The organism is Sphingomonas sp. S-NIH.Pt3_0716, assembly GCF_003950715.1.
GTDB classification, from domain to species: Bacteria; Pseudomonadota; Alphaproteobacteria; order Sphingomonadales; family Sphingomonadaceae; genus Sphingobium; species Sphingobium yanoikuyae_A.
Genome location: NZ_QLJK01000016.1, coordinates 24,244 through 42,885, shown reverse-complemented (window position 1 = coordinate 42,885; position 18,642 = coordinate 24,244). Strand labels below are relative to the sequence as shown.

Here is an 18,642-nt window from a genome sequence, read left to right as displayed (position 1 = left end):
TCAGTAGCCGAAGGCCATCCAATCGAAGCCGTCCAATCTCTGCTGATTGCCGGTGGCGGCCTGACAATAGAAGCTCGCCCCGGTGAGCGACCGCGTTGCAGTTGTCTGAATCCAAAGGTCGCGGTAATTGTTTGCCGTCGCGATATAGGGCGTCGCGGTCAGGCTCATCAGCGCCGTCGTGAAGGGCGTCGGGAACGTCACCGGAATAATCTGCTCGTCATTGATCGCCATGCGGACCTGGCCCCACATGATGATCAAACCGCCAGGCAAAACCTGGTAGCCACCGAACGCATTCTGTAGCGACTGCCGGTTGATGAACTCGAAATCGATCGTGCCCGCCTTGAGCTTATCGACTTCAACGTTCGTCATTTTCACGCCATCGCCGTCGGCATAGAAAACCTGACGAGGTGCGACGCCTGGGGTGTAAATCCTGAAGGCGTCGGTCATGAACGCGGTGTCCACAACCCCGTTTTGGTTGGCCACACCAAACCCGCCTAACACTCTGGTTCCATCGGCAAGTGTGGATTGCACCTTGACTGTGTATTGAGCGTTTAGGTTGTCTAACGCGTCTGTGGCGGTGCTGGCCTCTATTTCAATTGCAGCTATGCGATCCCCATAGGTGGATTCGATCGTCTGGATGGCGCTTGCTCGCGCTTCGGTCTCATCTGCGACAGCCTCTTCCACCGTGCGTATGGCGGCCGAACGATCAGCGACTTCATCATCGATGCGAACCCCAAGCGCATCAACCCGCCTGGCCATCGCGCCATCTTTGTCGATGGTCAGTTGTCGCGAATCCAATATCTCGCCCGATAGGTCTTCCGACAAAGTGGACATCCGACCAGACATCTCGTCCAAATCTCTCGCAACCGCATCGACGGCGGTCGTGCGCGCGATCCTTTCTTCATTGATCGACGCGTTCACATCTTCGCCGAAATTCGCGATCTGCGCGGTGATGCTTTCAGCCAGAGCTTCATCGGCGTCCGCAATGGTCCGGTTGATTTCCAGGAAACCGGATTCGATCCGATCTTCGCTGTTCTCGACGCGAGTGGTCAACTGTGTGACCTGCTCTGCTACCAGCGCGCCATCGTCTTCAATGCGTGTGGCCAGGGATTGGATTGCGATCAGGTTCTGCTCGTGCAATGCCACGGTCGCCTTCGCCTGCACCGCTGCCCCCTGGATATGGAGCGCTGACAGACGCTCGATCGGCTCTTGCAGCAAGGGGCGCACCAGTTCTGGCAGCTTGCGCCGCACATTTTCGACATTGTCCGTTGCGCCATCCGCCTTGTCATTAGCCTGATCGGCCTTCTGACCAGCGGCTTCGGCCTTCGCCGCAGCATCAGCGGCAGCAGCGCGCGCCTCTTCGTCAGTGATATCCAGGAGCAGCGGGGAAATCTGATCGTCGCTATGGACGGTCCAACTGCGATCGTGACCGACTTTCACGCGATACGCGGGTGGCGCCGACGCAAGCTGGCTGTAGGTTTCCACGAGCGGTTCGGCGGTGCGGTCGCCCCGCAATTCTCCTGCGGTGCCCTCGCCATAAAAATCACCGGCGATCCACCGGCCAGACTGATCGGGCAGCAGGTAACCACCAGCCTGACGCATGGCTTCGCGGACCTGGTCACCAACGCTGACCTGGCTATCGACATAGAGAGACCAGGCCTGTGTGAAGGGTGCGAAGGTCGAGGCATCGATTTCATCGGCAGTGACGCGGGTGGACAGGAGGTGGCGGACGATCTCGCCGACCGTCAGAAGAGGCGATCCATTAACCGTGGCGCCGATGACATCAGCGGTGATCAGGCCGGACGGTTGACCACCAAGGCGATAAAGACCCTGCGCGGGGCAATGCGCCCACTGGCCGGGCTGAAGGTCGAGACCGATCAGCGCGCCATAGCTATCCACCGTGGCGGATGGCCCCGAAGCGACCGGCCAGGCGTTTTCATAGACACCCTGCACACCACCGGTCGGCCCATAGGCGTGATACTGGTAGACCCAATAATTCTCGCTGATCAGGACGCCGCTGATGTTCTTGGCCTCGCCAGAACACCACGGTTTCAGCGAACCCTTTATTTCGGGATCGCCATTCAGGGCGCCTTCGCCGGTATAGCTTGCGGATAGGAGGTCTTTTGCGAGCTTGGCATCGGGACCGGCCAGCCCCAGGGTGCATTCCAGGCCGTTTCGCGCCAGCGCGCCGCACGATCCGGCGAACACCTGTTCGTATTCCGAGAAATCGGCACCATCTTCGCCGATCCACATTTCCACGGGGCGGCCATCGAACGAGAGACCGGCCCAAGCCTGGTTGTCGAAATCGCTTGAGACCAAGAAGACGACATCGCCATGGCTGACGGTCGCGGGTTGGAGTTCACCGCTGGAGAAAATGGAGATGGAGCGTTCACCCCAATCCCGAATGCATGGGGTCCAGGCGTGACCGTCCAGCACGGTTCCGGCCGCCGAGGCGCCGAGGCTGGACATACGGAGGGTGGTTATCGACCCGGTCTTGGGGTCGCGAGCTTCGATCTGAACTAGGAGGTTTCGCACCTCATATTTAGCAGAATGCTATGCTACGGAAGGTGGATGACCATCACCTTGACCCTTCAGATAGCATCCACCTTTTTCGGTCTCTGCTCCGCAGCGCTGTGGGGGTATTCTGGTTATAGCGCGCTGTCATATGACCAGTTCAAACGCAGAGAAGAGCGCCGAGCAAAGCGGGAAAATAGGCAACCAAACCTTGGCGCTGCGGTGTATCAAGGGAAGGTTCTGGGGAGCGGGCGTTCAGAATTTCTAAATGCCATCGGCGCGCTGTTCGCTGCGCTTGCCGTCTTGTCGGGTGCCGCCCTGGCCTGGACGCAACCGGCATGCCCCTGCCCAGCAGAGCAGAGTTCGTCCGCAACTGGATAACTCAGGGCGCGAGCGCCCGCACCGTGAGTTCCAGATTGTGCGTGTTCCAGGCTGGATGGCGAACGGGGATGCTCTGCTGCACATGGCCGAAGACGACGGTCGTCTGATGCCTCGTCACATCTTCCAGGAAGGGGGCGAACAGGATCGGCGTCGTGATCCCGACGCGGGATAAGAATGGCGCCCATTCGGCGTGGTAGGCATCCGACGACACCCATGACATCGCGGCTTTGGTCTGCTGCACGGTCGGATAAACGTCGAACGCCGACCAGTTCGGCCCGGTGTATGATGGCGAGGAATCCACCCAGGTCGTCTCAGCATCACGGTCGATCGCATCGTGCGCGACAGCCTTCCCAATGACCAGGCGCTGCGCTTCGATATAACCGTCCAGGTGACCAGGCGCGCCAATGTCGATCCGGACGAACCGGCTAACCATCGCCGAGGGTGCGCGAATGATCGTCTTGGCCCCTGCCCCATCGACCTTCGTGCCAGACCATGCGGGGACGGCGCTGCTGTCGAATGATGGAGCGGAAACCGTGGCGGCGGCAGTCGCGGCGACGCGGACCCGAACGGTATCAAAAGACCGTAAGTTCGAACCGATCAGCGCCACCGTGTCGAACGGCGCATCGACCTGGACAACCATAGAGGCGGTTTCACCATCGACGCGCCACACCAGGCCAGGCGGATTTTTCGAGAGGTTCGATACAGGACGGTTCGCCGCAGCGTCACCGGACACCACGGTGAAGCCCAAAGGGGCGACAAGGATCGCGGTCATCCGCGCACCACCAGGGTCGTCCGCCCAGCCAGGCGCGTGACCCGCGCTTCGATCACCCGAAAGACACGGTCGGCGACATCATAGCCAGGCAGCGCCACGCGAAACAGCGGCGGATGACCGGCGAAATCATTGAGGTCGATCACTCCTTCGATCCCGATCTCGAACCCTTGGGTGACGCGCCCAGCATCCGCGAGAATTTTCGTCGCCAGCGCCTGGGCCGCAGCCTCGCCCAGGTTAGTTTCGACGATGATCTCCCGCGCCGATGGCTCAAGCCCTTGAAGCGGAAGGTCTTCACGAATTTCGTATCGATATTCATTGCGAACAAAGCTACCGCGATTGGTGATTTCCATAGCGATATTTAGACGGTTCGGGTCGTCGCCTGACCGTTGGTGTATGACGATCCGAGCGCGTTCACGAAGGCATTACCCAGCCCGCCCCTAGCGACCAGTTCACGGAGAAGAGCGTTCTGTTCGGCCGACAGCGCATTCGCTTTCGCCTGTTCGGCAAGCTGCTGATCACGCTGCTGCGCGGCGGCTGCGTTCTGCTCGACCAATCGCTGCTGGGCGGCTGCGGCTGCGTCCTGGGATGCCATCACGCGATCTTCGGTCGCGCTGATCGCGGCGGCATTGTCCGATTTGAGCATCGACAGGATCGACTGGAACTGGCCGGTCGAGCTACCATACGCCGAGCCAGCGAGGCCGAAAATCTCATTGGCGAGCGACGCGAAAGCATCATTGTCGATGCTCTGGCCGCTCGCGAGATCGGCCTGGTAACCAGCATATTCGTCCAGGCTGCTGTTCAGACGCTGGAGGACCGTCTTACCGCTGCCCTCGCCGTTCAGCGTCTTCTGAAGGGCGCGCAGAGACGATGTCTGGTCCGCGATGATCTTGTCGAGTTGGATGGTGCGGTAGCGCTCCACATTCGACAGGTCTTCAGCCGTGGCACCATATGATTTCATCTGGCTGATCAGCTTGTCGAGGCCCGAATTGACGTTGTCGATGGCGGCACCAAGCGGATCGTCATAGGCCGCCAGTTCCTTCATCATCGTTTCGTATTGGGTAGCGACGCTAAGGACCGTTTCGAAATTCGTTTCGGTCGAATTCTTCAGCGCACGATCTGCGAAGCTAGACAGTCCAGACAAGACACCTTGCTGGATCGCCAGCATCGCCGCGTATGCGACAGCGGATTCGGCATCATCACCGAAATCCGTCACGTCCGAATATTTGCCCTTCAGTTTTCCGGTTCTACCGGTCGAACTGACGCGCCAGTCGCCCTTGTATTGACCGATGGAGACACGCGGGTCGCCACTGATAACTGCGCCAAGCGCGTCGGCGATTTCCTGAACGCTACTGCCTACAGCCCCGCCTGCGGTGCTGGCATTATCGCGATAGCTGGCTTTGTTGCCATCCACTGACCCTGCGCCCAGCCCACCATTCACCAGGTCGTCGCGTTCGCTTGCTCACGCGCTCTTCTTCTCCAGACGCCCCCTGCCCCGCACCTGGTAGCCCTCCATCACGCGACCCCACGTACCCGTGAACGAGCCACGGACGCCAACGATCGGCCTACCCTTCGCGGGAGTTTTGAGCACGAGGCCAGCTGTTCGCGGCGTTTGCAGTTTTCCCGCGAATCTGCCGACATCCGCGCCGCCCTGCATCTTGCCGAGGGTTTCACCAAGCGCCTGACCGACTTCGCCATTGATGCCAAAAGCCTTACCGATTGAGCCTTGCAGGTCGTCGAGCATGGACTTGGCGCCATCCTGGAAACCCTTGCTGACATCCTTGCCCAGGAGCTTGGAGATACCGCCCAGGGGACCGGCATTGTCGAGGTCGCCCGATGCTGCGGCGGCCATGCGGTCCATCGCGCGGCCGAATTTTCCGATGGCCTTACCGAAGCTGCCACCGAATTCATCCGCCAGCGAATGAATGGTATCCGTGAATTCATAGACCCATTCGTTCTCGATCCCGGCGCGCGCCTTATCCATGCCCGCCAGGACGCTGGCTTGCACTCCCTTGCTAATTCCGGCCTTGTCGGCGCCAGCCAGGAAATCAGCGCGATCCTTCTCGATACCGACCAGGCGTTGGGCGCGATCATACTGCGGCGAATATCCGGCCGCGATGTCCTTCGCCTTCGCAATTGCAGCCGCCTGCCCCTCCAACGCGGCCTGGGTGCGGAGTGCAGTTTCAAGACGCTTCTCTTCAGTTTTCCAGGTGTCGCTGGCGAGGTCAGCCAGGGTGGCACCCGAGTTCAGCGCATCGATCCGCAGCTTGACCAGCGCGTCCTGCACCGATGCTTCCTGTTCGGTCAGGCCGACTTTCCGGCCAGCCATGATCAGGTTCGAATTCTCGATTTGACGCGCCTGATCCGCCATCGACGTGATGGATTTCCCGAGCGCGATTTCGCGCAGCTTCGATGCGATCTTGCCATCGGCGGCCAGCAGCGCGGCCTTGTCCTGGGCGGACAGCTTGTCACCATAGATACGCTGGAGATCGAGCAGCTTGGTGTGCTTTTCCGCTTCCTGCGGCAGCATCTTCGACAAGGTTACGCTATCGTCCAGGGTCTTCCAGAAAGCCTGGATGTTTTTCTGACGCTCTGCTTCGGCCTTCGCGGCATCAGCGGCGGCTTTCGCGGCATCCTTGTCCACGGCGCCGGTCGGCGTGACGCCAGGTGTTTCATTGGCGAAATCGTCAATCTTGGCGGTCTTGCCACGGCCGAGCATGCGGTCGAGAGCGCCCTGGGCGCCCTTCTGATCCGCCGCGACAGCAGCAGCGCGATCGACAATGCTGCCCATCTGCTTGGCGGAATTCGCGAAGCTCACGGTGAAGGCCGAGCCTATGTCGCCGAGGGCCGTCAGGTCACCGGATAGCAGACGCCCGACGATGCTGCCCAAGCTGGAGAACAGCTTTTTGACATCCTGGAACGCGGTCGCGAACAAGTCGGGGATCGCGCCTGCCACGAATTTCACCGACCGCAGGAGCGCGATGAACGACAGGCCCATGTCAGATACGGTCGCGGTGCTGGCGCCGGTCAACCAGGTGAACGCCTTGCCCAACCATTCACGGATACCACCGCCGACCCATTGAATGACGCTGGCGATCCCGCGAAACACGGCGCCAACCGTGTTACCAGCTACCGTGACCCACTGCCCCAGCATATTGAAACCAACGGTCAGCAGGTCGAGTAGGCCCAGGCTTTCCTTCCCGCCCCCCGTCATCGCGGTGAACATCGAGCCAAAACCACTTGCCGCTTCGGCGGCGAAATTGATGATCCCGCCCAGGACTGACCCAACCCCAGACAGCAGCGGGGTAATCGCGGCGATACCGCTGGAAATCCCATCCAGGATTTTGGTCATGCCTGACGCGAAACCACCCTCGCCAATCTTTGCGAAAAGCAGAAATATCTGGTCGCCTAGTGCGGCCATCGCGCCGCCGATGGTCTGCGCCTGGCGGTCCATCCCGCCTGCAAATTGGGTGTTACCAATGCCGATCAGATACTTCTGAATATCCGCAGCGTTGTTGCCAACCTGCGTGGTAACCCCCTGGAAAGTGAACGAAACTTTGTCACCCTCTTGTTTGGACTTAATGCCAAATTCTTTCAATCTCTCGAATTCTGAAGTGCTGGCATCGGCGACGGCTTCGACCATCTGCTCCAGCGATTTGCCCATGGCTGCGGCGGTATTGCCATACGAGGTCATCGCTTCTTCTGATGGCTTCAGGCCAAGCGCGGAGAGCTTCACGAAACCATTGACGGCTTCGTCCAATGTGAAGGGCGTCCGTTGGGCGAAGTCTGCCAGCGCATTGAATGCCAGGCCCGCCTGCTCGGTGTCGCCGATGATGGTGGTCAGGCTCGCGCGATACGCCTGCACCTGGGCAGTCGCGGACGTGACGGCAGTGCCAATCGCAACAATTGCGGCGCCTACAGCAGCGACGCCACCCGCGACAGCCAGGCCACCCAGTCCAGCGAACGACGCGCCAAGATTTCCGATCGAACCGGCTGCGCCAGTCGCGATGCCTTGCAAGCGACCGAGCATCCCGCCCAGCCCGGCTGCGTTGCTATTGGCGGCCTGGAGACGCTGGGCAAGCTGCTGGGCCGACGATCCGGTTTGGATCATCGTGCCATTCACACCAGACAGGCCGGAATTTAGGCCGTTGGCCTGGGCAACTATGGAATTCAGGGCAGCATTGACACGCTGGGCGCCAGCCTGGGCCGACTTGCTGTCAATGATGATATCGATCTGTGGGGAAGCTACAGGCTGGCTCATGCCGTATTTAGCAGAGCCAGCCCAATCGCCTTACTTGACCTTCGCCCTAGTTGCACGGTCAGCGAGGGCGGTGCGTTCATGGCCGTCGAGGGACATGACTATCGTGGAAAGCGCTGCGGCCTCATTATCGGTGAGACCGTAGTGCCGAGCATATTCCAAGATTTTCGTGATGGGGATCGCACCCAATCCCCCCATCACCATCGGCCGTTCAGTATGCAGGCGTCGAAACGCCTGCCAGTAGAAATCGGCGTATTGAGGGACTTCCTTATGGTTTTCGAGAAACCATCGCTGCGCCCGCTGCACCCTCTTTTCATTTGATGAAAGCAAGTCCTCGCCCATCACGATGCAATTCGTTGATGCGCGATAGTCGAGAACTTCGATCAGTTTTTTTCGATTTCCTCGACGGTGACAGCCTGGAAATTCAGCACATTGCTCGCGAACTGGAACACCTTTTCGGTAGCGTAATGATTTGCCAGGAAATAGGCGACAGCCTTCTCCTTAGAAAATGCGACCTGTTCGCGCTTTGCGTTCAGAACATCTTTCCAGTCGGTGATCGCAAGTTCAACAAGGAGCATCGCGTTCTGCTTGCGCTGCTCTTCTTCGGAAAGCTGGCCCACCGTGGCAACATTGTCGCCCTGCGCCAGACGCTGAGAGCGCAGCTTTGTGTGGGGTGCATCGCCCGCAATCAGCGAAACCAGGAAGCGACCATGAAGGTTGCCCGCTTCGTCGTAAACATCGAACCAGCGGCCCTTTTCAGCAATCTTGTTGTCGTAACGGATAGGGATGTAGAATTCAGACATAATAAAACCTCGCAAAAAATGTTGCGAGGTATTTATCTTAACGTGTCGAGAGGGTGACCGAAGCCACCCCCTCTACTCGAAGCGGGCGAGGTTAAGCCGTCCGAGCAATACGAATATCGCCATCCGCGTGGATTTTCGCAGTGAACGTCACGGAGACGGTCACGCTCGCACCATCCACCGACTCTTCCGGCCAGCTTGCCTGGCAGGCGGGCATCGTGATGGTGTAGCCATTGGCACCCTCGCCGATCTGGACCGTGATCGAAGTCGCGGCGTCATTGATGAACACGCGCTCCGGGTTGAAATCTTCACGATAGAATTCCATGTCGAGCGTGACGGTGCGGACGCCGCTGGTGCCAATGCCGATGGTGCTGATCGGACCAAGGGCTTCCTTGGCCTGGCGGTCATGGCTGACGGTCAGAGTCAGGGTGCGAACATCGATGTTCGGCAGCAGGGCAACCGATGCGACGATGTCCGTCGAGGCCAGCGGGAAGCTGCCATCATCTTCGACCAGTGTGATGTCGGCGGGCAATTCGAACTCGACCGGGTCGATGTAATTCATGCCGATCAGGTTGGTGGTGACGCCGACGATTTCGTTAGCGTTGGCGGTGAACGACACGTCCGAGGCCTGGAAACCAGTGTAGGCGTGATATTCGGTGACACCAGCTTCGCCGGTCGATTTCAGGATCGTGAACGACTTGTCCGTGGCACCAGCCTTCAGGACATTTCCGGCCCATTCACCGGAAAGGGCGCTCGACAGCAGAAGGTCGGTGGTCGGGGCACGCTTCAACTCGAAATCGAACGAACCGCCGCCCTGGCCACCCGTGGTGCGGACACCGCCGCTCTGACGATTGACGTGCTGGGCCTCGCTGGTAACGGTGGTCTTTTCGAAGGTCGGACCAGAGCCAGGGATATGGGCGATCTTGTATGCGATGCCCGTCGCCGGAGTAACGCCTTCGACCGTCTCTCCGATGAGGTAATAACTGATATTGCTTGCGTCAAAAGACATCTGTCTTGTAGCTCCAAATAGAATGAATTCGGAGCAGTTCGCTCCAGAGATATTTATCCGGAGCGGTGATTTGATCGTTCAGTTAGGGGCGAATGATTGCCCACCAAAGCGCGCTGACCTTGATCGAGAACCAGTTTCCTTCAGCGAGGACCGATCGTTGGAAGCCATCGAAACCAAGACGGTTTTCGCCAACGGTCCAGGCCCATCCACGGAAGATCGCTTCGCACTGGTCGGCAAGTTCCTGGGCACGATCGTCGCCCTGCGAGACTGGCACGAAGACGGACATCTCAACACGGCCGATCATCCGGTGAAGAGGATTAGCGCCGGTAGTGTGCGGGCGGCTGTCACCCGGACGGATCGCCAACCGTATCCATGGCTTGTCTAGCGGTGGCTGGACGGCGCGCTGATTGTCGCTGACGATCGTAACGCCAGCGGGCGCACGATCGTGGAAGCGAGCGCGGAGGACAAGGTTCAACAGCTTCATCGCAGGTATTTATCTTGCGGTCAGAACCGCGTGTGCCGATCCACCGCCGCTTCGATGAAGCCAGCGGGAGCCTGCTGCGAGTGGCCATCATTCAAGCGCGAGATGTATGGCACCGAGTTTTGAATGTGCTGCTGCTCGCCGATGAGATCGAGTTGCCAACCCTGCCTGGCTTGCCCTGTGTCCACAGGCGTTTCGCGCACCACGTCAGCAAAAATGTCGGCGGCGATCTTGTCGCGGACATCACGGGCCGTCTGTTCCGCATCGGCGATGATGCCGGGAATTTTCCGGAACAGGTCCGACGTATCGATCCTGATTTTCATCGAGTCTCTACCGTCGCGCGATAGATGATTTCATTGCCGTCTGGCGCCACGACATTCACCTCGATCACGCGCCATGACATCGCTTTCAAAGCGATGATATCGCCGACCTTAAATTCCGTCCTGCTGCGCGCGGTCGTTGCCTGGCTCCAAATGCCATCGGCGTTCTGCTGGCGCATCACGCCTATCACGACATCCGCGTTTATGATGTCTACACTGTCTGAATTGTATGAATTGGTGATCGGGTCGTATTCACCAGGCTGCTCGCGGCTGATAGTCGCCTGGCCACCGTATTTTCGCAGCATCCGCCCCACGGTCTCACGCGCACGATCATAAAGCGCGACGCTCACAGGCAGACCTTCACCGACTGGAAACCCGTCACAACCTTGGGCTTCAGCAGCGGCGCCAGGATGCGCGAGATCGTCGGAAAACGGTCAGCAATCACGCCCTCGCTGTATTGAACCTCCACGACGCCATCGACCTTCTCGCGGACGACCTGGGGCGTGACGATCTCGACCAGACTTTCGGAAAGGGCGACCAGGGCGAGTTCATACACGGCGCGATCATGGCGGGGATCGTCCTGAACATCATCGGGCAGGTCGTAGGTGTCGGTGATGTAATCCTGGGCGCGGATAAGGGCGGCCGATCGTGCGGCCTCCGTGGCGTCTGCCCAAGCGGTGTTGGCGCGGTCGGCGTGATAGATATTGGCGGCTTCGATCGTCATGGACATATTTAGCCGGACACGAAAAAGCCGCCCCGATCGCTCGGGACGGCTCTTCATGGCTTGGCCTTGAATTAGGCTGCGTGACGGATCGCGCGGAAGCCGATCATTTCCAGCGGAACCTTACGGCCCCACGAAGCGGCATCGCCGAGAACCGACGTTCCAGTGGCGGGGGTGATCGCCGGGGCGACCGCACCCAGATAATCGAAGCCCTGCACATGGACGACGGGCGAAATGCGCGAGTGCAGGATGTCACCGCCACCGCCGTTCGCGCCATTCGCAACGCGTTCGATTTCGGTCGGGATCGCAACGGTGCCATAGCCGAGCGCCAGAGCGCCAGAGCGCGCCAGGATCGAGGTATCGTCACCGAACACATTCGAGACGATCAGCTTCTTGCCCGCCCAGGTGTCAAAGTCAGCCTTGGTGTCCGACTTGGCGACAAAGGCGCTTTCGTTCGCGGCAATCATCTTCGCCTTGCGGAGAGGCGAGACGATCAGGGTGTCGAACTGATCAGCATAGACGCCAGCAGTGGCGGCAGCGAGCGCGACCTGAGCCAGCGAAAATTCGTCGTCAACAGCGCCGAAAGTCAGGTCAGCATCAGCAGCCAGCGCGCCCTTCAGCGACAGAGCCGCGATCTTCGACACGATACCATTCCAATAGGCGGCGATGCCTGCACTGATGCCGCCCTGGACATTGAACTGCGTCACCATGCGGGTCAGGTCGGCGGTTGCCCAGGAATAGTTGAGGTCGTGACGCAGGACGGTGAATTCGTCGGCGGTCATCTTGCCGACATCACCGGCGACGGTCAGGTCATCCGTGCTGACATTGACCTTATCGGTCGAAAGCGGATTGAGATACGGGATCGAAGCCTTGCGCGGACCACCGCTGGCGACAGCATCGACTTCAGGGCCGCGAGCGGCCAGGCCAGAGGTGATAAGCTCGTGCTTTTCAGCCATCAGTGCATTGATGGTCTGGCCCAGGATTTTTTCATTCGGAACAAGATCAGAAATCTTGGTATTCGTGATAGCCATTTAAATAATTCGCTCCAACAAAGGGGTGAAACGGCCCGAATAGTTGGAGGGCCGTGAGGCTAATCCGCCTCACGGTTATTTATGCTTTCACGTATTTTGCCGTGGATTACGGCTTGAGGTGCGGCATACCCCACTGATCAGCCAATGAATTAGCTGATGCGGGATTTGCGGTTGCGTAGTTGGCCCACGCGGTCATCTCGACAGCAGTGGTGGGAGCCTTTGACCATTCACTGGACTTCGCCGTCGAGCCGGTCGCACCAGCACCGCCATTCGCGGGAGCAGCGACGTAATTCTTGCCTGCATCACTGCCGAGATAGGAAGTGATATGATCGGCGAGCGGGACATCACCCACCATCGCCTGCCCATCCTTCACGACAGCGCCCGCCTTCATAAGGGCGCTAACGGCCTCCGACGCCCAAGGGAAAACACCCGCCTCGCCCAGCTTCGTGGAGATGGCGTTGTCGATCAGCATGGTGGCGAGCGTCTTGTCGCGCGTGTCGATGGTGTCCTGGAGTTTCTTCAGCTTCGCATCGTAGCTACGGCGAACGTCCTCTACGCTGTTGGACTTTTCGGCCGCATCATGTTCGGCCTGTTCGGCAGCATCCTTGGCCGCCTGCGCTTCATCCTTGAGCGCTTTGTTCACCGAATGGAGTTCGGAAACCTTATCTTTCAGACCCTTGGTGGCCTTATCAACAGCGGCATCGATTGCCGCCTGCATTTCGTCGTCAGTCATTGATCCTTTCTCTTCCTAGATTTGAATGGACTGCCCCCTGGGGGCGTATGCGACTTGCCTAGCTCGTCGCCGTCCGTATTTATCTAGGAAGAAGGATCAGGCGTCTTCGGCGAGATCGTCCAGGTCGATGTCGCCTTCGTAATCGGGACGCATAACAATGGCTTCGACAGCGGACATGACCGTGCCGCGCGCGATCCAATGCTCGTCGATTGGCACATCCAGCAGCGCCATTTCGATATCATGAATGTCGGCGGCCATCAGCTTCGCCCCCTTCGCCGCGACGATCTCAAAAGCATCAGGCATCAAGCAATTCCTCGATCAGCGCGATGATCGCCGGATCGACCAGGTCGGTGCGTCCCATCATGTATGCGCTGAAATTCTCTGCGAACCATTCGTAAGCATTCTCCATGGCGTATTTACTCAACTGGCGAGACATGTCCGCCGACCGCTTCATGACGACCAACCGTCTTTCGAGCGGAGGATCACCATGGGTGCGGCGAGGACCAGCCTTGCTACGCATCTGATGAACGTGATGCGCAAATTCATGGTATAGCACGGCCCGCGCCTGGTCGGCGATATCTTCGTAATAATCGACCGAGTTGAACGGTCGGGCCTGCGGATTGTCGCCAGGCTTCCAGGTCGAGACGCTGCGCTTGGCGGTCTTTCGCTGATCCTGGCGCGCTTTGTAATGCTTCTTCGAGAGGGCGTTGTATTCTTTGATCAGCACCTTCTGTTCGTCGATCACCGCGAAGACACGCGGATCACTGCCGTCCTTCGGTAGGGTCCGATACTCTTCTTTCAGCACGTTCAACTTCCGTCCAAGTTCGGCGATCCGATCACCCATTTCCGCGATATTCTTGGCGGCAGCTTCGGCCAATGCTGCGGAGGATCGACCACCGATTTCCGCCGCATACGCGTTGAAGAAAGTCGGGTTGATGTTCATCAGGCCGTCGCCCATCGACGCGATCGACGATGCCGTGGAGGTCTTGAAAGCACGAAGGCGCGGGATGCGGAAAGCATCAGCCAGGGCGTCCAACTCCGGGGTCATCGCCGCGATCATGCTGACCGCTTCGTCAGAGAATGCGGCCGAGAATTTCGCCTTGCCGAAATCATCGGTTTTCACGCCGCGAAATTCCGGTCGCGGATCGTAGCGGAAATCACCAGCATTGTCGGCTAGCGCTTCGGACATGCGCTTCTGGACGATTGCGCGCTTCTCGACCTGGATATCACGAGTGGCAATCGGCGTGGGGCGGCGAAAGCGCGCCGGTGCCGCAGGAGGGGTCGGAACGTCATTCTCGCCCATCCCGTCCATGGCGCGGAGTTCGGCCAGAGACTTATATTCGCCATTGGTCCGAAACAGGTCACGGAAGCTGACCCGCCCCTCTCGGAACATCCGCGCACGTTCAGCACCAAAAACCTGTTCCTGGCGCGCCTGCCCCTGGCGGCCGATCCATTCCTCAAAGTTGCTCTTCCCGGCGACTTGGCCATCCATGCTGGCGCGCTTTTCGGCCGTGACTTCATCGCGGTCGATGCCCATTTCCTTGAAGGATTTGGTCACCGGGATCAGAACGCTGCGGCATCGCGGATGAGCGGGCGTCTTGGGATGATCGGAATCCACCGGCCAGGACTGACCATCACGGGACTGGCAGACCGGCGACGTGCGGCTGTCGAGCGTGGAAAGCCACTGCACCTGTTTGATGATATGACTGTTGGCCTTGTAGACTTCCCCGCGCGCATTTGAGGCCACGGTCGCGCTGGCGGTCAGCACCATGGTCTGTGCGCTATGACGGCTCTTTTGTAGGATGCCGTCCGTGAATTGGGCGTCCTTCGATCCACGGATGCGCCGGACGATCTGGTCGGTAGTTTCACCGCCGACCAGACCCAGGCGGATCGCCTGTTCGACACGTCTCTGTCGCGCGGCAGACATTGCATCCGTCCACGACGATAGGAGATGACCGTCGATCGGCGAGCGCTCGACCAATTGGCGCAGATATTGGGCGGTCGGAAGATTGAGATCGCTGATGCCAGTCGCGCTGGAAAGGCCGGTTGAAGCCCATTCGGCTTCATATTCGGCGAGATCGGCGAGGTCGGCCTTCAGACCCTTTCCGACTTTCGAATAGACCGTGTCATTGATGCTGCGGATTTCCACCAGCAGGCCGTTCAGGCGCTTGGTGGTGGAGGGACCAAGGTCGAAGCCACGTTCGTCGATCAGTGCCATCCGCTTCGCGATCGTCTCGACCAGGTCTGCGTCGGCACTGTTCAGCAGGCGGACGATCTTGGTCGCTAGGCCTTTGCTGTATTTTTCAGAATGAAGCGCGTGCCGGATAGCCTCGTCGCGCAGGATCGTGTTGGCGGACATGCCAATATTTATTGAAAGGGAGAGGCTGGCGAGCGCTCAAACCGGCCAGCCCCTCCCCGTCAGATTGCCATGGCGTCCGTGGGCGGACGATCGGCGACATCCTGTTCGATACGATCCCGTTCATCCTCGAAAGAGAGGGAGTCCGGGACAATCTCACCCTGCTTCAGGGTGGCGAAAAATGTTTCGGCCGACATGCGGCCAGCCTGAACGACCGACAGGAGAGCGGTGATGTCCTGCGCGCTCATTGGAATAGGCAGATAGTCGGTATTGAGGCGGTAGGAGATCGCCGGGAGACTGATCCATTCGAGCGCTCGATTGACCTGGCGTTCGATATGGGCGCTGACCCGGTTGGCCAGGGCGGCGAGGCTGGAATTTTCCGAGGCCCGACGGATCGCATGGGTTTCGGCCGCTTCAGCAGCAGCCTTCTCCGTCGCGAGGGCGCGGGCGCCGACCTGGGCCATTTGGCTGGCGATGTCCTGGCACTGATCACGAAGTGCATCGACACCGGCGCCGGAATGCTCGCTGATCCCGACCTTTGCCTGCGGATCGTCCAAGACCCAGACCTGATCGGCGCGGACGACAAACTGCGGCTGAACAACGTTCCCGCTGTCATCCTTGGCGGAATAGCCGGTCACGAAACGGATCGGGTGACCAATGCAACGCAGAACGTTCGAGAGGTCAGCGCTGGCGAGGTAATGCGACAGATTGAGGATCACGAGATCGTCGAGCGGAGCCTTCGGCGGCTCAACGCAACCGGCCTTCGTGGAGACGATCGCAAAGGGGATTTCGGACAGAGTGGCGCCGCCCTTGGTCGGGGTGATCGTTGCGTCAGCGATCCATTGGCCGCCCTCTGACTTACGGTGCATGATGACCTGGTAAACGCCATCGGCGACGACAAGCTCGCGCACGGTGTTTTCATCATCCAGCAATCGGACGCGCACCAGGGCGAAACGGTTATTGATGATCCCCTGTTCGACTTCCAGGACGCTTTCGGCGCGATACACGCTCAAGAAAGGACGCTGGCCAGCCTGAATGGCAGTGGCGGCGCTTAGACCGGCCTTCGACGGCGGCGTATCGACCAGGAGGCCGGTGAAATTCGTGATCAGCGTTTCGGCGAGAAGCTCGCGCGCCAGGTCTTCCAATCCATATCGGGGCGTGATCGTCGCGAGAATGTCGGCAACACTATCGTCGGCAACGATCGACGCGTCTTTACGGAAAACCAGACCGATATGGTTTTCCAGGGTTCGCTGGGTGGCAGGATAGAAGACCACGCGGGACTGATACGTTGAATATTCGCGGTCATCCTGGCCTTCATAGACCCGTGGCAGATATGCGGTTTTGGCGGCGCGAATGGCGTCCTGGCCAGCGACCGCGTCACGGTTACGCTTCCAGCGAGTAAGGTGGCAGGCAATCTCAGGCGATGGCGATGCGATGTCATTATCGAGCATCGCATATTTAGCTGATCCACTTCACCAGCGCTGTCGCAAGGCCTCCCGTCCCCGCAACGGTGATCATAGCCAGGAAGACGGGGCGGTAAGCCACCAGGAGCGCACTCTTAGGACACCCTGCTTCCAGGAATTTCTGAACCTGCTGGGTCGTAGGATCGGGTCGGGATCGTCGCTGCATACACTTCTTCGTCGAAAACGAAATGAAGTGCAGCGAGAGTTTTGCTCATCCCTTCGGGTATGGGATCACATATTTTGAATCGACGCAAGGGGGGTGCATTTGGATAGGCACAGCTTTCAAAGCCCACCGGGAATAAGCCAATATTTTTATTAGATAATATCAACCAGTTAAGCTGGTTGACGTTCGACAAGCCGAGTCCTCGAATCGTCGAAAAGAGCGAAAATCAGTCGATCATGTCCAGGAAGAGGTCGTCCAACATGAACCAGTCCATGATCCCCGCCTTGCACATCACCAGAATCCGCCCAACTTCACGCTCGAACCGCCCCTCGACGGCGCCGGAGCTTCAGCGAGTTCAGATATCGCCCAGACCAAAGCGTCGAGCCTATCCGGCGAACCGGACTTGCGGCGGTCAAAGCTGGAGTGGAATGCAAACATCTGCCGCTCCAGCGTCGCGAATTCGCCGACATGATGGACCCGGCCCTCTGCATATAGCGCCGACACTGGCTCCGCGCGTATCACCTTGCCACGACTGGCATGGACCAGCTTGACCGGCAGGTTGCGACCAGCGTGGCGGATAGTCTCTGTGACCATCTCACCGCCCTGATTTTTCTCCGCGACGATCATGTGGGCGCCATAGTCGTGATACGCCTGCGCCACTGCTGCGGCCCACTCCTTGGGTGAACCTTTCAGCGAGTGATCCGCCAGGACGTAGAAATGGCCGTCAGCCCCCTCCCCGACTACGACAATCCCGGTTTCGTCCGAACCTTCATGAGAGGAAACCGCCGGATCGACCGCGACGATGATCCTGCGGAGATCATAGGGGGCAGCAGTGACACGGTGCTGGTTGACGTTCGAGGGGCGAAAGAGTGAATATTCCCGCTCGTCTCGCCAATACCCCTCGACGAAACGCTGGATATCGGCGTCAGAGCCGTCACGCAGACCCTCCAGGTAGGATGCGGGAACATGGGTGGCATCCGTGGCCAGATTGACCTGCAACGAGGTCCAATCATCCAGGTCGTTCAGGGGGAGATTTCGAGCCGGATTGATCCCCTCGATCCAGCAACGATAGGTGAAATGCGTCTTGAGGTCCGGGTTGCAATCCACGAACATCAATGGGCGCATCGTCCTCCCACTGGAGGTCTGCGCCATGCCGGACAGGCGGGTCTTGATCGTGGTGAAATCGCTGTAGTCGAACTGCGTGGCTTCATTCAGCCAGATGGTTTCGTATTCGGCACCGAGGATGCGATCCCGGTTGTTTTCATCGTAGCCGTTGAAGGAGATCACGGCGCCGTTGGCGAACTCGACCGTCATGTCGGTCTTGTTGATCGTGACGTTCGCGCGATTCTTCAGGAAGCCAGGATATGCGAGATCGAAATACTTCGGCAGAGTGACATTGAAGAGCGTGTCGCGGATTTCAACGGCATGACGGCGGAAGATACCATGGCGCGATCCGGGCGCGTTCATTGCCCGCTTGGCGATGATGTCGATAATGCCGAATGATTTACCGCTTCGGCCGCCGCCGTAATACAGAATATTGGTCGCCCTGGTGCTTTTGACCAGGTCGAACATTTGTTGCTGGGCCGGATTAGGCTGAAATTGATACTGAACTTTTGAAGTGGTCACCTATGATTTATCATCAC

At 59.1% G+C, this 18,642-nt stretch carries 19 protein-coding genes; 1 reads left to right on the top strand and 18 read right to left on the bottom strand.

From position 1 onward, the window contains the following. Positions 1 to 2,469 carry a gp53-like domain-containing protein gene (locus BRX37_RS14240; RefSeq protein WP_125987767.1) on the bottom strand — a complete coding sequence of 823 codons (2,469 nt, stop codon included), beginning with the start codon at positions 2,467 to 2,469 and terminating at the stop codon, positions 1 to 3. 102 nt (positions 2,470 to 2,571) lie between these two features. Between BRX37_RS14240 and BRX37_RS14235 the strand changes: the two genes are divergently transcribed. Further along, a complete protein-coding gene (locus tag BRX37_RS14235) occupies positions 2,572 to 2,895 on the top strand; it encodes a hypothetical protein (protein WP_125987765.1) in 324 nt (107 codons plus the stop codon). A gap of 1 nt (position 2,896) precedes the next feature. Here the strand turns inward: BRX37_RS14235 and BRX37_RS14230 are convergent, their stop codons facing one another. The 17 genes from BRX37_RS14230 to BRX37_RS14150 all read right to left on the bottom strand — a co-directional run bounded on the left by BRX37_RS14230 (position 2,897) and on the right by BRX37_RS14150 (position 18,571). Beyond that, positions 2,897 to 3,667, bottom strand: a complete 771-nt coding sequence (locus tag BRX37_RS14230) for a hypothetical protein (protein ID WP_125987763.1) — start codon at positions 3,665 to 3,667, stop codon at positions 2,897 to 2,899. Continuing rightward, positions 3,664 to 4,017 (bottom strand): hypothetical protein, encoded by a 354-nt coding sequence (locus tag BRX37_RS14225; protein WP_125987761.1) that lies wholly within the window; start codon positions 4,015 to 4,017, stop codon positions 3,664 to 3,666. The genes BRX37_RS14230 and BRX37_RS14225 overlap by 4 nt, the downstream gene beginning before the upstream one ends. A gap of 8 nt (positions 4,018 to 4,025) precedes the next feature. Beyond that, the gene (locus BRX37_RS14220; RefSeq protein WP_125987759.1) at positions 4,026 to 5,105 is read right to left on the bottom strand and encodes a hypothetical protein; all 1,080 of its coding nucleotides are present in this window, start codon (positions 5,103 to 5,105) and stop codon (positions 4,026 to 4,028) included. Between the two features lie 21 nt (positions 5,106 to 5,126). Further along, positions 5,127 to 7,925 carry a tape measure protein gene (locus tag BRX37_RS14215; protein ID WP_125987757.1) on the bottom strand — a complete coding sequence of 933 codons (2,799 nt, stop codon included), beginning with the start codon at positions 7,923 to 7,925 and terminating at the stop codon, positions 5,127 to 5,129. A 30-nt stretch (positions 7,926 to 7,955) separates the two neighbouring features. Continuing rightward, positions 7,956 to 8,264 (bottom strand): phage tail assembly chaperone, encoded by a 309-nt coding sequence (locus BRX37_RS14210; RefSeq protein ID WP_425304270.1) that lies wholly within the window; start codon positions 8,262 to 8,264, stop codon positions 7,956 to 7,958. 41 nt (positions 8,265 to 8,305) lie between these two features. Continuing rightward, a complete protein-coding gene (locus BRX37_RS14205) occupies positions 8,306 to 8,725 on the bottom strand; it encodes a hypothetical protein (protein ID WP_125987753.1) in 420 nt (139 codons plus the stop codon). Between the two features lie 91 nt (positions 8,726 to 8,816). Then, positions 8,817 to 9,731 carry a phage tail tube protein gene (locus BRX37_RS14200; protein ID WP_125987751.1) on the bottom strand — a complete coding sequence of 305 codons (915 nt, stop codon included), beginning with the start codon at positions 9,729 to 9,731 and terminating at the stop codon, positions 8,817 to 8,819. A gap of 82 nt (positions 9,732 to 9,813) precedes the next feature. Then, the gene (locus BRX37_RS14195; protein WP_125987749.1) at positions 9,814 to 10,215 is read right to left on the bottom strand and encodes a phage tail terminator-like protein; all 402 of its coding nucleotides are present in this window, start codon (positions 10,213 to 10,215) and stop codon (positions 9,814 to 9,816) included. Between the two features lie 20 nt (positions 10,216 to 10,235). After that, positions 10,236 to 10,535 carry a hypothetical protein gene (locus BRX37_RS27085; RefSeq protein ID WP_201450287.1) on the bottom strand — a complete coding sequence of 100 codons (300 nt, stop codon included), beginning with the start codon at positions 10,533 to 10,535 and terminating at the stop codon, positions 10,236 to 10,238. Continuing rightward, positions 10,532 to 10,882, bottom strand: a complete 351-nt coding sequence (locus tag BRX37_RS14185; RefSeq protein ID WP_125987747.1) for a hypothetical protein — start codon at positions 10,880 to 10,882, stop codon at positions 10,532 to 10,534. Before BRX37_RS14185 ends, BRX37_RS27085 begins: the two co-directional genes overlap by 4 nt. Next, complete coding sequence (locus tag BRX37_RS14180; protein WP_125987745.1) at positions 10,879 to 11,256, bottom strand: hypothetical protein; 378 nt, start codon at positions 11,254 to 11,256, stop codon at positions 10,879 to 10,881. Before BRX37_RS14180 ends, BRX37_RS14185 begins: the two co-directional genes overlap by 4 nt. A gap of 71 nt (positions 11,257 to 11,327) precedes the next feature. Continuing rightward, entirely contained in the window at positions 11,328 to 12,209 is an 882-nt protein-coding gene (locus BRX37_RS14175; RefSeq protein ID WP_164522465.1) for a hypothetical protein, read from the bottom strand. 181 nt (positions 12,210 to 12,390) lie between these two features. Next, positions 12,391 to 13,017: a hypothetical protein gene (locus tag BRX37_RS14170; protein ID WP_125987740.1), complete on the bottom strand. Its 627-nt coding sequence runs from the start codon at positions 13,015 to 13,017 to the stop codon at positions 12,391 to 12,393. Positions 13,018 to 13,113: 96 nt separating this feature from the next. Continuing rightward, on the bottom strand, positions 13,114 to 13,323 hold the full coding sequence (locus BRX37_RS14165) for a hypothetical protein (RefSeq protein ID WP_125987738.1): 210 nt from the start codon (positions 13,321 to 13,323) through the stop codon (positions 13,114 to 13,116). Beyond that, positions 13,313 to 15,376, bottom strand: a complete 2,064-nt coding sequence (locus tag BRX37_RS14160) for a minor capsid protein (protein ID WP_125987736.1) — start codon at positions 15,374 to 15,376, stop codon at positions 13,313 to 13,315. The genes BRX37_RS14165 and BRX37_RS14160 overlap by 11 nt, the downstream gene beginning before the upstream one ends. A 59-nt stretch (positions 15,377 to 15,435) precedes the next feature. Beyond that, on the bottom strand, positions 15,436 to 16,824 hold the full coding sequence (locus BRX37_RS14155) for a DUF4055 domain-containing protein (protein ID WP_125987734.1): 1,389 nt from the start codon (positions 16,822 to 16,824) through the stop codon (positions 15,436 to 15,438). Between the two features lie 466 nt (positions 16,825 to 17,290). Next, positions 17,291 to 18,571 carry a phage terminase large subunit gene (locus BRX37_RS14150; protein WP_125987732.1) on the bottom strand — a complete coding sequence of 427 codons (1,281 nt, stop codon included), beginning with the start codon at positions 18,569 to 18,571 and terminating at the stop codon, positions 17,291 to 17,293. Positions 18,572 to 18,642 lie beyond the last annotated feature (71 nt).

Coding starts and splice junctions, on each gene's coding strand:
- BRX37_RS14240 (WP_125987767.1), bottom strand. CDS start 2,469: ATGTCCAGCCTCGGCGCCTCGGCGGCCGGAACCGTGCTGGACGGTCAC.
- BRX37_RS14235 (WP_125987765.1), top strand. CDS start 2,572: ATGACCATCACCTTGACCCTTCAGATAGCATCCACCTTTTTCGGTCTC.
- BRX37_RS14230 (WP_125987763.1), bottom strand. CDS start 3,667: ATGACCGCGATCCTTGTCGCCCCTTTGGGCTTCACCGTGGTGTCCGGT.
- BRX37_RS14225 (WP_125987761.1), bottom strand. CDS start 4,017: ATGGAAATCACCAATCGCGGTAGCTTTGTTCGCAATGAATATCGATAC.
- BRX37_RS14215 (WP_125987757.1), bottom strand. CDS start 7,925: ATGAGCCAGCCTGTAGCTTCCCCACAGATCGATATCATCATTGACAGC.
- BRX37_RS14210 (WP_425304270.1), bottom strand. CDS start 8,264: ATGGGCGAGGACTTGCTTTCATCAAATGAAAAGAGGGTGCAGCGGGCG.
- BRX37_RS14205 (WP_125987753.1), bottom strand. CDS start 8,725: ATGTCTGAATTCTACATCCCTATCCGTTACGACAACAAGATTGCTGAA.
- BRX37_RS14200 (WP_125987751.1), bottom strand. CDS start 9,731: ATGTCTTTTGACGCAAGCAATATCAGTTATTACCTCATCGGAGAGACG.
- BRX37_RS14195 (WP_125987749.1), bottom strand. CDS start 10,215: ATGAAGCTGTTGAACCTTGTCCTCCGCGCTCGCTTCCACGATCGTGCG.
- BRX37_RS27085 (WP_201450287.1), bottom strand. CDS start 10,535: ATGAAAATCAGGATCGATACGTCGGACCTGTTCCGGAAAATTCCCGGC.
- BRX37_RS14180 (WP_125987745.1), bottom strand. CDS start 11,256: ATGACGATCGAAGCCGCCAATATCTATCACGCCGACCGCGCCAACACC.
- BRX37_RS14175 (WP_164522465.1), bottom strand. CDS start 12,209: ATGGCTGAAAAGCACGAGCTTATCACCTCTGGCCTGGCCGCTCGCGGC.
- BRX37_RS14170 (WP_125987740.1), bottom strand. CDS start 13,017: ATGACTGACGACGAAATGCAGGCGGCAATCGATGCCGCTGTTGATAAG.
- BRX37_RS14160 (WP_125987736.1), bottom strand. CDS start 15,376: ATGTCCGCCAACACGATCCTGCGCGACGAGGCTATCCGGCACGCGCTT.
- BRX37_RS14155 (WP_125987734.1), bottom strand. CDS start 16,824: ATGCTCGATAATGACATCGCATCGCCATCGCCTGAGATTGCCTGCCAC.
- BRX37_RS14150 (WP_125987732.1), bottom strand. CDS start 18,571: ATGTTCGACCTGGTCAAAAGCACCAGGGCGACCAATATTCTGTATTAC.